This window comes from Streptomyces sp. AM6-12, assembly GCF_044327085.1.
GTDB lineage: Bacteria > Actinomycetota > Actinomycetes > Streptomycetales > Streptomycetaceae > Streptomyces.
In genome coordinates this window covers 2,213,410-2,226,868 of sequence record NZ_JBIQWN010000001.1, presented here as the reverse complement: position 1 = coordinate 2,226,868, position 13,459 = coordinate 2,213,410, and the positions used below count along the sequence as shown (strand labels likewise).

Sequence of the window (13,459 nt, the reverse complement as noted above, 5' to 3'; positions counted from 1 at the left end):
CGGGCTCAGGGTGCCGACTCCCCGACGGGGACCCGGCTCCGTCGCCTCTTCGCCGCCGGTCCACCCCCCGCCCTCACGGCGCCCGCCAGATGTTGTCGAAGGCGGCGTTCTCGATGCGGCGGCGTTCGCGGACCGCGGTCAGTTCGGTGATCGCGTCGCCGACGGCGGCGAGCACGGTGAGGACCGCGTCGTCGGCGTTCTCGTTGCCGTCCGCGCGGTCCTCGCCGATGCCCAGCGGGACGGCGAGCGCGGTCAGGACCGGCTCGCCGGACCACCAGCGGTCGGCGGCGCGGCGGCGGGCCGGGGTGTCGGGCTGAGGCGCCTCCCCGCCGAGCCGGGGCAGCCAGCGCCGGCGCTCCCCGGTGAGCTGCCCCTCGGTGTCCAGCACGTCGTGGTACGCCGTGGCCAGTCCGCGCCCGCGCCGCCACAGCCAGTCCTCGACCGTCTCGTACGGCTCCTCGCGCACCAGCGCCGCGCCCGCCTCGTCCAGCATCCGGTCACCGGTGGTCAGCACCGGACCCGGCACGATGCGCTCCCCGTCCAGGGTGAGCGCCCGCACCCCGAGCAGGTCGATCAGCTCGGCCCCCGCGAGGGCCAGCGACAGATCGCCCTGCTCGACGGGGCGCGCGCCGGGAACGTCCACGCTGACGAGGAACAGGTCCTGCGGTGTGGTCATGGTGGCTCCAGATCGACGCGGCCGTTGCCCCTCATCGTCCCCCAGCCACCGGCCCGCCGCTCGTCACCGCAGCTGCCATTTCTGGTTGGCCGCCCCCGTGCAGGACCAGATCTGCGCGCGGGCCCCGTTGGCGGAGGAGTTGTCGGTGACGTCCAGACACTTGTCGGCGGCGAGGTTCACCACGTCATGCGTGGCGGCGTTGTACGACCACTGCTGGGCGCCGGTCCCGTTGCAGTCGTAGAGCTGCACCTTCGCCCCGTCGGCCGTCGAGCCCGAGATGACGTCCAGGCACTTGCCGAGCGCCCGCACGGAGCCGTCGGCCGACAGGGTCCACTGCTGGGCGGCGCTGCCGTTGCAGTCGTAGAGCTGTACGGCCGTACCGTTGGCGCTCGACGCGCCCGCCACGTCCAGGCACTTGCCGGCCAGCCCCACCAACGCCCCGCTCGCGGCGCCGGTGCCGGACTGGGTGCCGGACCAGGTGAAGGTCGCGGAGGTCTTGCCGGGCAGCGAGTAAGTCGCGTGCTCGGAACCCCAGTCGATGGTCACCGTCTGGGCGGAGGCGGAGCCGTTGTAGGCGATCAGCGCCTTGCTGCCGTCCGGGTTGCGCCAGGCCACGTTGGGCACCGTGGTGGACGCCGTGGAGGCGATCCGCTGCGCGCCGGGCCGTACGAACTTGGTCAGCTGGCCCATGTCGTAGTACTCGACGGTGTAGTCCACGCTCCCGCTCCTGCTGTCCCCGTCGTGCACGGTGACCAGTCCGGTGCAGGTGCCGCAACCGCCGTTGTGCGGGCCCATGTTCTGGTCCACGGCCAGCGACCACTTGGTCACCGACTTCGCCCAGTTGCGGGTGTAGTCGATGATGTTCGACATGTCCTCGTGCTGCTGGTCGGCGATCCAGGTGCCCCCGGAGTGCTCGGTGCCGAAGGCGTCCAGCGAGGGGTACTTGTCGTGGATCGCCGACTGCTCGGAGACGTCGCCGCCGTAGCCGTGCCAGGCGATGCCGCCGAAGTTGGGGTGGTCGCGGATCGCGGGGTCGTCCACGGACTGCGCGGCGTAGGAGTCGTACGTGTCCCAATTCCAGTCGTGTGCGAGGACCTTGGTGCTCAGGCCCGCCGACTGGAGCTGCGGCAGCAGGTCGTTCTTGAGGAAGTAGGCCAGACCGCTCGCGTTCCAGCTCATCGACGGGTAGCCGGAGCAGCAGGTCGGCTCGTTCTGCGGGGTCACGTACGCGACGTCGATGCCCTGATCCCGGTACGCCTGGAGGTACTTGACGAAGTACGACGCGTAGGCGCCGTAGTCCTCCGCCTTCAGCCAGCCCCCGTCGAGCGAGCCGCTGTCCTTCATCCAGGCCGGGGCGGTCCAGGGGGAGGCCATCACGGTCAGCGCGGGGTTCAGCTGGAGCGCCTGCCTGGTGAGCGGCGCGACGTCCGCGAGGTCGTGCGCGATGGAGAACTTGCTCAGGCCGGGGTCGCTCTGCCCGGACGGCACGTCGTCGTACGTGTAGCCGTAGCGGGCGAGGTCCGAGGCGCCCATCGGGTTGCGCAGGAACGACAGGCCGATGCCGTCCGTCGGCGAGAACAGCTTGCGCATCGTCGCGTCCCGTGTCGCCTGCGACAGCGCGCCGCTGCTGTTCAGCAGCCAGGCCGCGGTGTCGGTGAACGAGGCGCCGGCGCCGGTGAAGGTCTGGTACCGGGTGTTCTCGTCCACGGTGATGTTCGTGCCGCCACCGCCGGTCCCGGACTGGAAGGCGAACGGCGCCTGCGCTTCGAGGCCGCGTACGACATGGCGGCCCGCGGAGTCGTCGGTGGTGGTCAGCCACGCGGTGACCTGCTCACCGGTGGCATGCGCGGGGAGCGTGGCCGCGGTGAATCCGGCGGCGGAGAGCAGCCCGGCCAGCAGCAGCCGGAGTGCGCGGGGGGATCTCCTCATGGTGCGTCGCCCTTCCTCTCGGGTCGACAGAGCGGGGCTGAGCGGGGGGAGCAACTGACGCCCGGTCTTGACGAGTTGGGGAGCCGTCAGTTAACTCACGCCGTGAGCTAAGTCATGAGTGAACCATGAGAGACGAGGGAAGGTCCATGCCGAGGCCAAGAACCGCCCTGCTCGTCCCCGGAGCCCTGCTCGCCGCCCTGCTGCCCCTGTCCGCCGCGGCGCACGCCGCCGGAGATCCGCCACCGGTGCCCGTGGACCGCTTCGAGGGCGAGGTGCCCTTCGCCGCCCAGCCCGCCGACGGCATCTTCACCTGGGGCGGCGACAGCGACGACCCGCCCACGCTGCGCCTCGCCGAGCGCGCCGACGCCCCCGAGGGCGCCGAGGTGCTCACCGGCACCTACGACATCAGCGGCTACGGCGGCTTCACCCATGACTTCGCCGCCGACCAGCCCGCCCACGACTGGTCGGCCCACCAGGGCATCCGCTTCTGGTGGGAGGGGCACGACAACGGCAGGAAGATCGGCTTCGAGATCAAGGACGGCGGCGCCAACGGCGAGGCGTCCGAGCTGTGGACGACGTCCTTCACCGATGACTTCACCGGCTGGAAGCAGATCCATATCCCGTTCGCCGACTTCACCTACCGCACGGACTACCAGCCCGTCGGCGGCATCGACCACGTCCTCGGCCTCACCCGGATGTGGGGGTACGCGGTCACCCTCCCCACCGGCCTCAAGGGCGAATTCGCCATGGACGACGTGGAGTTTTACGGCAAGGCCGATCAGGCGCTGCACGCCTCCGTCAGCACCGACGCGACCGTCTACCCGGTGACCGGGGGCGGCACCGCCAGGGTGCGGGTCACCCTCGCCACCACCGGCGCGAAGCCCGTGGACGACCCGGTGACCGTCACCTACGCCACCGGCGGCGGCACCGCCACCGCCGGCCGGGACTACACCCCGGTCTCCGGCACCCTCACCTTCCCCGCAGGCACCCCCTCCGGCACCACCCGGACCATCGAGGTGCCCACCCGCAGGGACGGGGCCGCCGAGCCCGCCGAGACCATCCCCCTCAAGCTCACCGCCGACGGCGCCAAGGCCCCCGCCGAGGTCCCGCAGGTCGTCATCGACGCGCACGGACTGCCGTACCTGAACCCGAAGCTGCCGGTGAAGAAGCGGGTCGCCGATCTGCTGTCCCGGATGTCGCTCGCCGAGAAGGCCGGGCAGATGACCCAGGCCGAACGCGCGGGCCTGACCACGCCGGGCGACATCGCCTCGTACGGCCTCGGCTCGCTGCTGTCCGGCGGCGGCTCCACACCCACGCCCAACACCGCCGAGGGCTGGGCGCAGATGATCGACGGCTTCCAACTCCAGGCGCGGGCAACGCGGTTCCAGATCCCGCTGATCTACGGCGTGGACGCGGTGCACGGCCACAACAACCTGTACGGCGCGACCGTCATGCCGCACAACATCGGCATCGGCGCCACCAGAGACCCCGGACTCGCCGAGCGGACCGGCGCGGTGACCGCCGCCGAGGTGCGCGCGACCGGCGTCCCCTGGGACTTCGCGCCCTGCCTGTGCGTGAGCCGCGACGAACGCTGGGGCCGCTCCTACGAGTCCTTCGGCGAGGACCCGGCGCTGGTGCAGTCCATGGAGACGGTGATCCAGGGCCTCCAAGGGCGCGCGGACGGCAGCCAGTTGAGCCGCGACGACAAGGTCCTCGCCACCGCCAAGCACTTCGTCGGCGACGGCGGCACCGCCTACGGCTCCTCCACCACCGGCACGTACACCATCGACCAGGGCGTCACCACCGTCACCCGGCAGCAGCTGGCGGACATCCACCTGGCGCCGTACAAGACCGCCGTCGAGCGGGGGATCGGTACCGTGATGCCCTCGTACTCCTCCCTCGACATCACCGGCGACGGCAAGGGCGCGATGAGGATGCACGCCCGCGGCGACATGATCAACGGCGAGCTGAAGGGGAAGCTGGGCTTCGACGGCTTCGTGATCAGCGACTGGAACGCCATCGACCAGCTCCCCGGCGACTACGCGGACCACGTCCGCACGGCCGTGAACGCGGGCGTCGACATGATGATGGTGCCGTACACCTACAAGGACTTCAGCTCCACCCTGATCGACGAGGTGAAGGCGGGCCGGGTCCCCGAGGCGCGGATCGACGACGCCGTCTCCCGCATCCTCACCCGCAAGTTCGAGCTGGGCCTGTTCGAGCACCCGTACGCCGACACCAGCGGCGCCGCCGCCATCGGCTCTCCCGCCCACCGCGCCGTGGCCCGCCAGGCGGCCGCCGAATCGCAGGTGCTGCTGAAGAACAGCGGCGGGCTGCTGCCGCTGGACAAGCGGGAGAAGGTGTACGTCGCCGGGTCCAACGCCGACGACATCGGCAACCAGAGCGGCGGCTGGACCCTCACCTGGCAGGGCGCCTCCGGCGGCACCGTCCCCGGCACCACCATCCTCCAGGGCATGCGCGAGGCCGGCGGGAACGTCACCTACTCCAAGGACGCCTCCGCCCCGACCGCCGGATACGACGTGGGCGTGGTCGTCGTCGGCGAGACCCCCTACGCCGAGGGCGTCGGCGATGTCGGCAACGGGCACTCGCTGTCCCTCACGGCGGCCGACCAGGCGGCGGTGGACAAGGTGTGCGGCGCCATGAAGTGCGTGGTGCTGATCGTCTCCGGTCGGCCCCAGCTGATCGGCGACCGGCTCGGCGAGATCGACTCCCTGGTGGCCTCCTGGCTGCCCGGCACCGAGGGCGAGGGCGTCGCCGACGTCCTCTATGGCACCCGGCCCTTCACCGGTCAGCTCCCGGTCACCTGGCCGAAGTCCGAGTCCCAGCTCCCGATCAACGTGGGCGACGCGTCGTACGACCCCCAGTTCCCCTACGGGTGGGGCCTGACCACCCGCGCCGCCGTCCCGCACGGCGGCGCGGGCACCCTGAGGTCGCTGGCCGCGCGGGCGGCGACGGCACAGCGGCGCGGTGACGGGCGTACCGGACGGGAGCTGGTCGACCAGGCCCGGCTGCTGGTCCAGCGGAAGGTGGGGCAGCGGATGACGGCGGCCGTGGCGAAACCCTTCGCGGACGCGGACCACCTGCTGCTGACCGGCCACTACGGGCAGGCGCTGGAGAAGCTGATGCAGGCGTACCGGGCGGCCTGACCCGGTTCGCCCCTGAATCACCCCTTGCGGGAGGCTTCGGGTAGCGTCGAGACATGAAGGCAGTCCCGCGGACCCGAAGCCTCACCGCCCTGCTGCTCGCCGCGCTCGCCCTGGTCCTGGCGACCGGACTCGCCCCCGGAGCGAGCGCGGACACCAGCGTCTCCGCCATCGCCCGCGCGCTGCGCTCCGGCCCGGTCTACGTCGATCCGGCGGCCTCCGGCCGGCTCTCCCGCGCGGACGCCGACGCGCTGGCGAAACGGATCAAGGACGCGAACAAACCGCTGTTCATCGCGGTCCTCCCGGCCGGCTATCCCACGACCAGCCTCTTCCCCGACCTGCGCGCCGCCACCGGCATCACCGGCCTGTACGGCATCCGGCTCGGCGACCGCTTCGACGCCCGCGCCGACGCCTCCGTGATGTCGCCGACCGCCCGGCAGAACCTGGTGACCAGCGTCCAGGGCGAGGAAACCAAGACCCAGCTCACCGACTTCACCGACCGCGCCCTCGCCCACATGGGCGGCCGCGCGCCCCGCAGCTGGGGCGCCGCGGGCAGCGGGGAGGGCTCCGGCGCGGGCCTGATCGCGGTCGCCGCGGTGCTGGTGGCGGGCGCGGCGGGCGCGTACACGCTGGTACGGCGGAACCGGCGGCGGCGCGAGCGGGAGCAGCGGGCCGCGCTCGACCGGCTCCGGGTGGTGGTGGACGAGGACATCACCGCGTTCGGCGAGGAACTGGACCGCCTCGACTTCCACCCGGCCGAACCCGGCGCCGACGACGCGATGCGCGCCGACTACGAGCGGGCCCTGGACGCCTACGAGAGGGCGAAACAGCGGATGGCCGAGGCGGGCAGACCGGAAGACGTCCGGCCGGTCACCGAGGCGCTGGAGGACGGCCGCTTCAGCCTCGCCCAGCTGGCCGCGCGCCGCGAGGGCCGCCCGCTGCCCGAGCGCCGCCCGCCCTGCTTCTTCGACCCCCGGCACGGCCCCTCCGTCGCCGACGCCACCTGGACCCCGCCCGGCGGCGCCCCGCGCGAGGTCCCGGTCTGCGCCGCCGACGCCACCCGCCTCGCCGACGGCCGCGATCCCGTGGTCCGCGAGGTCGACACGGAGTACGGCCGCCGCCCCTACTGGGACGCCGGACCCGCCTACGGCCCCTGGGCCGGCGGCTACTTCGGCGGCGGCATCCTCCCCGGCCTCCTCTTCGGCACCGTGCTCGGCGGCATGATGGCCACGCCCTCGTACGCCGCCGACTACGGCGCCGGGTACGGCGACTTCGGCGGCGCCGGCTACCAGGGCGGCGACGTCTCCGGCACCGACTTCGACCCCGGCGACTTCGGTGGCGGTTTCGGTGACGGCGGCGGTTTCGGCGGGGGAGATGGGGGCGACTTCGGCGGCGGCTTCGGCAACTGAGGGGCCGGCCCGTAAGGCGACAGAGGGAGACCCGTAAGGCGACAGACGCCGACTGAGGCGGACCCGTAAGGGGAGGCGGCCGGGGGCGGTCAGGGTTCCGTGCCCGGTATCTCCATCGACCCCACCCGTTCCAGCAGCGCCGCCGCCAGCCTCAGCACCCCCCGCTCCGTTTCCCCGAGTGTGCTCAGGGCTGCGGCGAGCCAGATGTCCCGCTCGGCCATGTCCCGCTCCAGCGCCCGCCGCCCCGGTTCCGTCAGGGTCAGCACGGACTGCCGGCGGTCGCCCGCGTCCGGCTCCCGCGCGATCAGCCCCTCCGCCTCCAGGTCCGCGAACACCCGTGTCAGCGACTGCGGCCGCTGCCGTTCCTGCGCCGCGATCCGCCCCGGTGTGGCCGGGCCGTGCGCGTGCAGATACCCCAGCACCGCGAGCTGGTTGGGGCTCAGGCCCCCCTCGCCGCGCTCCTGTCGCAGCCGCCGGTTGACCCGGACGACGGCACTGCGGAGGGCGGCGGCATCGGCGAGATGATCGTCCATCGCGATATCGTACGCAGCAGCTTATTAATGAGACGACTCCGGGGCTCTATTCTCGGTCAATGCGCCGGAGACTGATACGCAACGCTTATGAAGCGGCCGTGACGATGGCGGCCGTGCTGCTCTCCTGGGCGGCCGCCCTGTGGCTGGAGGGCGCGGCCGGGCTGCACACCGACTCCGTGGTCCTCGCGGTCGCCCTGACCCTGACCCTGGCGCGGGGCCGGTGGAGTGCCGACCGGCGCGGCCGGCTCACCGCGCTCGCCCTGCTGCCCCCGTCCGCCGCCCTGTGCGCGGGCCTGTCCCGGCTGCTCGCCGCCCACTACTGGCCCGGCGCCGCCCTCTTCACCGCGGGCCTCGCCCTCGCCGTCTGGATCCGCCGCTACGGCCCCGCCGCCACCCGTGCGGGCACCCTGCTCACCCTGCCGCTCATCGCCCTGCTGATCGTCCCCGTACCCACCCTGCCTCCTGGCGCCCGGTCCGCGGCGGTGAACCCGGGCTGGTCCGCGCTGATCGGCGCCCTGGCCTGGACGAGCATGCTGCTGGTGCGGACCCTGGCCGGCCGCCTCGCCCCGCGCCCCGAGGACCCCGGACCGCCGACGCCCCGCCGCGCCACCGCGCCGCGTCCGCGCCCCAGCACCCGGATGGCCGTACAGCTGGCGGCCGCCATCGCCGCCGCGTTCGCGCTCGGCCGGCTCCTGTACGCCGACCACTGGCCCTGGCTCGTGCTCACCGCCTACGTCGTGGCGAGCGGAAACCGGGGACGAACGGACGTCCTGCACAAGGGAGTCCGCCGGTTCGCCGGTGCCTGCGCGGGCACGCTGCTCGCCACCGGCGTGGCGGCGGCCGGGCTCGGCGGGCACCGGGCGGTGTGGCGCTGTTCGCCGTCCTCGCCGTGGCCCTGTGGCTGCGCCCGCTCGACTACGCCTTCTGGGCGGCCGGCATGACCACCGCCCTGTCCCTGCTGCACGGCTACTACGGCCAGAACGCCACCGAGCTGCTGCCGGCCCGGCTGTCCGCGATCGCGGTCGGGGCGGTGCTCTCGGTGGCGTCGGCGTGGTGGCTGCTGCCGGTGGGGCGCGGCCGGCCGGGGCTCACGCGTTCTTGATCGCGGAGATGTCGAAGTTCAGCTTGATCTTGTCGGAGATCAGCACACCGCCCGTCTCCAGCGCGGCGTTCCAGGTCAGGCCCCACTCGGAGCGCAGCAGTTCGGCCTTGCCCTCGAAGCCGGCGCGCTCGTTGCCGAACGGGTCCCTGGCGACGCCGTTGAGCTCCAGGTCGACGGTGATCGGCCTGGTGACGCCGAGCAGCGAGAGGTCGCCGGTGATGCGGTACTCGTCGCCGCCCAGGGCCTCCGCCTCGGTGGAGCGGAAGGTCATGGTCGGGAACTCGTCGATCTTGAAGAAGTCGGCCGACTTCAGGTGGCCGTCGCGGTCGGCGTTGCCGGTGTCGATGCTCGCCATCGCGATGTCGAGGGTGGCGGTGGACTTGGCCGGATCCTGACCGTCCAGGTGCAGGGTGCCGGTGAAGTCCTGGAAGGTGCCCCGCACATTGGTGACCATCGCGTGCCGGGCCACGAACCCGATCGTGCTGTGCGCGGGGTCGATCGTGTAGTCGCCGGTCAGCGCGGCCAGGTCGGGGCCGGCGCTCTGCGCGGTGGCGGTGGTCGTGCTGTCCTTGCGGCCGAAGATGCCCATGGTGTCCTCCCGGGAGCCATTCGGTTTAACGTTCAACGAACCCGACGACTCCGACGGTAGACCCATTCCGTTCGGTTTTCAACATCATCCGCAGCGTGGCGCGTCGATGACTGGAAGTCACCGTGCGTGCCCGCCGGGAGAAGCGCGTAGCGTGGGGGCCGGGGTCGTGGCTGAGGGCCGTCCGAGGGGTGGCGTCACTCCACGGATGGCATGCGCGTTCCCACGAATGCGGGATGGCCGGCCGGTGGTGTCCTTGTTGTATTCCCACAACGCAAGCCGCCTCTGAGCAGTCGGAACGGCTGCACCGCGCCATGGTTCTGTTCACTGGCACCAGGAAAACGGGCCGGAGACTGTACGGAGTCGACGGCTCGCTTTCCTTGGTGTCCTTCGTAAGGTCGCTACATGACCGTTTTGGAAGAGACGACGGGTGAGCCGACCGGCGAGCCGACGGACGCGCGCGGACGGGTCGCCGAACTGCACGACATCCGTGCGCAGGCCGTGGCCGGCCCCAGCGAGAAGGCGACCAAGGCGCAGCACGCCAAGGGCAAGCTGACGGCGCGGGAGCGGATCGAGCTGCTCCTGGACCCGGGGTCCTTCCAGGAGGTCGAGCAGCTGCGCCGGCACCGGGCGACCGGGTTCGGCCTGGAGGCCAAGAAGCCGTACACCGACGGTGTGATCACCGGCTGGGGCACGGTCGAGGGCCGTACCGTCTTCGTCTACGCGCACGACTTCCGGATCTTCGGCGGCGCCCTCGGCGAGGCCCACGCCACCAAGATCCACAAGATCATGGACATGGCCATCGCGGCCGGCGCCCCCCTGGTCTCCCTGAACGACGGCGCGGGCGCCCGCATCCAGGAGGGCGTCAGCGCGCTCGCCGGATACGGCGGCATCTTCCAGCGCAACACGAAGGCCTCGGGCGTCATCCCGCAGATCTCCGTGATGCTGGGCCCCTGCGCGGGCGGCGCGGCGTACTCGCCGGCCCTCACGGACTTCGTCTTCATGGTCCGCGAGACCTCGCAGATGTTCATCACCGGCCCCGACGTGGTCAAGGCGGTCACCGGCGAGGAGATCACCCAGAACGGCCTGGGCGGCGCCGACGTGCACGCCGAGACCTCCGGCGTCTGCCACTTCGCCTACGACGACGAGGAGACCTGCATCGCCGAGGTGCGCTACCTCCTCTCGCTGCTGCCGCAGAACAACCGCGAGAACCCGCCGCGCGTGGAGTGCTCCGACCCGGCCGACCGCCGCTCGGACATCCTGCTCGACCTGGTCCCGGCCGACGGCAACCGGCCGTACGACATGACGAAGGTCATCGAGGAGATCGTCGACGACGGCGAGTACCTGGAGGTCCACGAGCGCTGGGCCCGCAACATCATCTGCGCCCTGGCCCGCCTCGACGGCCAGGTGGTCGGCATCATCGCCAACCAGCCGCAGGTCCTCGCCGGCGTACTGGACATCGAGGCGAGTGAAAAAGCTGCGCGCTTTGTCCAGATGTGTGACGCTTTCAATGTCCCGATCGTGACCTTCCTGGACGTGCCGGGCTTCCTCCCCGGCGTCGACCAGGAGCACGGCGGCATCATCCGGCACGGTGCGAAGCTGCTGTACGCGTACTGCAACGCCACCGTGCCGAGGATTTCGCTGATCCTGCGCAAGGCGTACGGAGGTGCCTACATCGTCATGGACTCCCAGTCGATCGGCGCCGACCTCACCTACGCCTGGCCCACGAACGAGATCGCGGTGATGGGTGCGGAGGGCGCGGCCAACGTCATCTTCCGCCGCCAGATCGCCGAGGCCGAGGACCCCGAAGCCATGCGGGCCCGCATGGTCAAGGAGTACAAGTCCGAGCTGATGCACCCGTACTACGCCGCCGAGCGCGGCCTGGTCGACGACGTCATCGACCCGGCCGAGACCCGCGAGGTGCTGGTGAAGTCGCTGGCGATGCTCCAGACCAAGCACGCCGACCTCCCCTCCCGCAAGCACGGCAACCCCCCGCAGTAACCGAGCGGCCATCTCTCTTACGGAGACTGACACCCATGAGCACTGCCGACATCCGCGTCGAGAAGGGCCACGCCGAGCCCGAGGAGGTCGCCGCCATCACGGCCGTCCTGCTCGCCCGCGCCGCCGCCCGCCCCGAGCCGGCCCACCACCGCCCGCACCCCAAGGCCGGCTGGCGCCGCCTGGAGCGCGAGCCCGGCTTCCGCGCCCCGCACAGCTGGCACGGCTGAGCGAAGAAGCAGACACAGAAGTGGGGCCCCTCTCCGGAGGGGCCCCACTTCTGTGCGCGCCCGAAGGGGCGCGGGGTCCGCGAACGGCCAAAGGCTGCCCGCAGCCGGCGTACGACCGTGACGGGCAGCCCGGAAGCCGCGGACCCACCTACCGCAGACGAGCCATCAACGCGTGCTCCACGAGCGTGATGAGCGTGGACTTGGCGTCCGCCCGGTGCCGCGCGTCGGTGGTGATGATCGGCGTGTCCGGACCGATCTGGAGCGCCTCGCGCACCTCGTCCGGGCTGTACGGCTGATTCCCGTCGAAACCGTTGAGCGCGATGACGAACGGAAGCCCGCTGTTCTCGAAGTAGTCGACAGCCGGGAAGCAGTCGGCGAGCCTCCGGGTGTCGACGAGGACCACCGCGCCGATGGCGCCGCGGACGAGGTCGTCCCACATGAACCAGAAACGGTCCTGACCCGGCGTACCGAACAGGTACAGGATGAGGTCCTGGTCCAGGGTGATGCGGCCGAAGTCCATGGCCACCGTGGTGGTGGTCTTGTCCCCGGTGTGGGTGAGGTCGTCGATGCCGGCCGAAGCGGACGTCATGACGGCCTCTGTGCGCAGCGGGTTGATCTCCGAGACGGCGCCGACGAACGTGGTCTTGCCCACGCCGAAGCCGCCCGCCACCACGATCTTCGCGGAGGTGGTGGAGCGACTCTGAGAAACCGGCCCTCCGCTAGAGCTTGCGAAGTCCACTGAGCACCCTTTCGAGCAGTGTCACGTCTGGCTGGCCACCGGCGTTCTCGTCGCCGCCGGGCTGATGGATGGCGACCAGGCCCGCCTCCGCCAAGTCGGCGACGAGGATCCTGGCCACGCCGAGGGGGATCGTGAGCAGGGCCGAGACCTCGGCCACCGACTTGATCTCCCGGCAGAGATTGCAGATCCGCTGATGCTCGGGCAGTTGGCCCTGCATCTGGTGCGGAGCAGCGGTGGTGTGCACCAGTGCCTCGATGGCGAGCTGGTAGCGCGGGCGGGTCCGGCCGCCGGTCATGGCGTACGGACGCACCAGGGGGTTGTTCGCCGCGGGCGCCGGCTCGGGGCGGCGCTGCGGCTGGACCGGCTGGATACGCGGGGCCGGCGGCTGGTCGTACGGCGAAGGGCCGGGCCCCTGCGGCTGGTTGTACGGCGAGGGGCCGGGTCCCTGCGGGGCGTACGGCTGCCGGTGGTGGGGGGCGGAGGGGAAGTCGTACGGGCTCGCCGAGCCGTCGCCGTGGCCCTGGGCAGGGCCGTACGACCAGTTGCCCGAGGGCGAACCTCCTGGGGGTGTTGCCACTTTCTCCTCCTCCGACTGCGTCGGGCACCCATCCGTGTGGAGCCGCGTCCCGAAACCTTAAGGCCCCGGGACGCGAATACGCACCGTCCGATTACTAGTTGAGAAGGCTGCCCTGGAGCTCCGCGCGGAGATCCGGGGTGAGGACCGTGCCCGCGCGGTCCACCAGCAGGGCCATCTCGTACCCGATGAGGCCGATGTCCGCTTCCGGGTGGGCCAGGACGGCGAGGGACGATCCGTCCGAGATGGACATGATGAAGAGGAATCCCCGCTCCATCTCCACAACCGTCTGGTTGACGCTGCCGCCCTCGAAGATGCGCGAGGCACCGGCGGTCAGCGAGGTCAGACCGGAGGCGACGGCGGCGAGCTGGTCGGCGCGGTCACGGGGGAAGCCTTCGGACATCGCCAGAAGGAGTCCGTCGGCGGAGACCACCACCGTGTGGGACACCCCCGGGGTGTTGTCCACGAAGTTGGTGATCAACCAGTTCAGGTTCTGTGCCGCCTGGCTCATCGGGCTCA

Annotated in this window: 13 protein-coding genes; 6 read left to right on the top strand and 7 right to left on the bottom strand. The window is 71.6% G+C overall.

Annotated features, from left to right (window positions below; all coding sequences use genetic code 11):
- Positions 1 to 73: 73 nt before the first annotated feature.
- Together ACE4Q9_RS09875 and ACE4Q9_RS09870 are read right to left on the bottom strand one after the other, a co-directional pair.
- On the bottom strand, positions 74 to 676 hold the full coding sequence (locus ACE4Q9_RS09875) for a GPP34 family phosphoprotein (RefSeq protein WP_397983856.1): 603 nt from the start codon (positions 674 to 676) through the stop codon (positions 74 to 76).
- A gap of 63 nt (positions 677 to 739) precedes the next feature.
- The gene (locus ACE4Q9_RS09870) at positions 740 to 2,605 is read right to left on the bottom strand and encodes a ricin-type beta-trefoil lectin domain protein (protein ID WP_397983855.1); all 1,866 of its coding nucleotides are present in this window, start codon (positions 2,603 to 2,605) and stop codon (positions 740 to 742) included.
- Positions 2,606 to 2,751: 146 nt separating this feature from the next.
- On the opposite strand from ACE4Q9_RS09870, the gene ACE4Q9_RS09865 reads away from it, so the two are divergent.
- Both ACE4Q9_RS09865 and ACE4Q9_RS09860 read left to right on the top strand, forming a co-directional pair.
- A complete protein-coding gene (locus tag ACE4Q9_RS09865) occupies positions 2,752 to 5,772 on the top strand; it encodes a glycoside hydrolase family 3 protein (RefSeq protein WP_397983854.1) in 3,021 nt (1,006 codons plus the stop codon).
- Positions 5,773 to 5,825: 53 nt separating this feature from the next.
- Entirely contained in the window at positions 5,826 to 7,178 is a 1,353-nt protein-coding gene (locus ACE4Q9_RS09860) for a hypothetical protein (RefSeq protein WP_397983853.1), read from the top strand.
- Positions 7,179 to 7,267: 89 nt separating this feature from the next.
- Here the strand turns inward: ACE4Q9_RS09860 and ACE4Q9_RS09855 are convergent, their stop codons facing one another.
- Entirely contained in the window at positions 7,268 to 7,711 is a 444-nt protein-coding gene (locus ACE4Q9_RS09855) for a MarR family winged helix-turn-helix transcriptional regulator (RefSeq protein WP_397983852.1), read from the bottom strand.
- 98 nt (positions 7,712 to 7,809) lie between these two features.
- On the opposite strand from ACE4Q9_RS09855, the gene ACE4Q9_RS09850 reads away from it, so the two are divergent.
- Both ACE4Q9_RS09850 and ACE4Q9_RS09845 read left to right on the top strand, forming a co-directional pair.
- Entirely contained in the window at positions 7,810 to 8,652 is an 843-nt protein-coding gene (locus tag ACE4Q9_RS09850) for a hypothetical protein (RefSeq protein ID WP_397983851.1), read from the top strand.
- The gene (locus ACE4Q9_RS09845; RefSeq protein WP_397983850.1) at positions 8,601 to 8,813 is read left to right on the top strand and encodes a hypothetical protein; all 213 of its coding nucleotides are present in this window, start codon (positions 8,601 to 8,603) and stop codon (positions 8,811 to 8,813) included. The genes ACE4Q9_RS09850 and ACE4Q9_RS09845 overlap by 52 nt, the downstream gene beginning before the upstream one ends.
- Here ACE4Q9_RS09845 and ACE4Q9_RS09840 read toward each other — a convergent pair.
- A complete protein-coding gene (locus tag ACE4Q9_RS09840) occupies positions 8,800 to 9,402 on the bottom strand; it encodes a YceI family protein (RefSeq protein WP_397983849.1) in 603 nt (200 codons plus the stop codon). The two genes, ACE4Q9_RS09845 and ACE4Q9_RS09840, sit on opposite strands and share 14 nt — an antisense overlap.
- A gap of 402 nt (positions 9,403 to 9,804) precedes the next feature.
- On the opposite strand from ACE4Q9_RS09840, the gene ACE4Q9_RS09835 reads away from it, so the two are divergent.
- Entirely contained in the window at positions 9,805 to 11,400 is a 1,596-nt protein-coding gene (locus tag ACE4Q9_RS09835; protein ID WP_397983848.1) for an acyl-CoA carboxylase subunit beta, read from the top strand.
- 35 nt (positions 11,401 to 11,435) lie between these two features.
- A complete protein-coding gene (locus ACE4Q9_RS09830) occupies positions 11,436 to 11,627 on the top strand; it encodes an acyl-CoA carboxylase subunit epsilon (RefSeq protein WP_397983847.1) in 192 nt (63 codons plus the stop codon).
- A gap of 148 nt (positions 11,628 to 11,775) precedes the next feature.
- Here ACE4Q9_RS09830 and ACE4Q9_RS09825 read toward each other — a convergent pair whose 3' ends face one another.
- The 3 genes from ACE4Q9_RS09825 to ACE4Q9_RS09815 form a co-directional block, all read right to left on the bottom strand.
- Positions 11,776 to 12,366, bottom strand: coding sequence for an ATP/GTP-binding protein (locus tag ACE4Q9_RS09825; RefSeq protein ID WP_070022337.1), 591 nt, complete (start codon positions 12,364 to 12,366; stop codon positions 11,776 to 11,778).
- Complete coding sequence (locus tag ACE4Q9_RS09820; protein ID WP_397983846.1) at positions 12,347 to 12,943, bottom strand: DUF742 domain-containing protein; 597 nt, start codon at positions 12,941 to 12,943, stop codon at positions 12,347 to 12,349. The genes ACE4Q9_RS09825 and ACE4Q9_RS09820 overlap by 20 nt, the downstream gene beginning before the upstream one ends.
- A gap of 94 nt (positions 12,944 to 13,037) precedes the next feature.
- Positions 13,038 to 13,451 carry a roadblock/LC7 domain-containing protein gene (locus ACE4Q9_RS09815; RefSeq protein WP_004983065.1) on the bottom strand — a complete coding sequence of 138 codons (414 nt, stop codon included), beginning with the start codon at positions 13,449 to 13,451 and terminating at the stop codon, positions 13,038 to 13,040.
- Positions 13,452 to 13,459: the final 8 nt, after the last annotated feature.

Coding starts and splice junctions, on each gene's coding strand:
- ACE4Q9_RS09875 (WP_397983856.1), bottom strand. CDS start 676: ATGACCACACCGCAGGACCTGTTCCTCGTCAGCGTGGACGTTCCCGGC.
- ACE4Q9_RS09870 (WP_397983855.1), bottom strand. CDS start 2,605: ATGAGGAGATCCCCCCGCGCACTCCGGCTGCTGCTGGCCGGGCTGCTC.
- ACE4Q9_RS09865 (WP_397983854.1), top strand. CDS start 2,752: ATGCCGAGGCCAAGAACCGCCCTGCTCGTCCCCGGAGCCCTGCTCGCC.
- ACE4Q9_RS09860 (WP_397983853.1), top strand. CDS start 5,826: ATGAAGGCAGTCCCGCGGACCCGAAGCCTCACCGCCCTGCTGCTCGCC.
- ACE4Q9_RS09855 (WP_397983852.1), bottom strand. CDS start 7,711: ATGGACGATCATCTCGCCGATGCCGCCGCCCTCCGCAGTGCCGTCGTC.
- ACE4Q9_RS09840 (WP_397983849.1), bottom strand. CDS start 9,402: ATGGGCATCTTCGGCCGCAAGGACAGCACGACCACCGCCACCGCGCAG.
- ACE4Q9_RS09835 (WP_397983848.1), top strand. CDS start 9,805: ATGACCGTTTTGGAAGAGACGACGGGTGAGCCGACCGGCGAGCCGACG.
- ACE4Q9_RS09830 (WP_397983847.1), top strand. CDS start 11,436: ATGAGCACTGCCGACATCCGCGTCGAGAAGGGCCACGCCGAGCCCGAG.
- ACE4Q9_RS09815 (WP_004983065.1), bottom strand. CDS start 13,451: ATGAGCCAGGCGGCACAGAACCTGAACTGGTTGATCACCAACTTCGTG.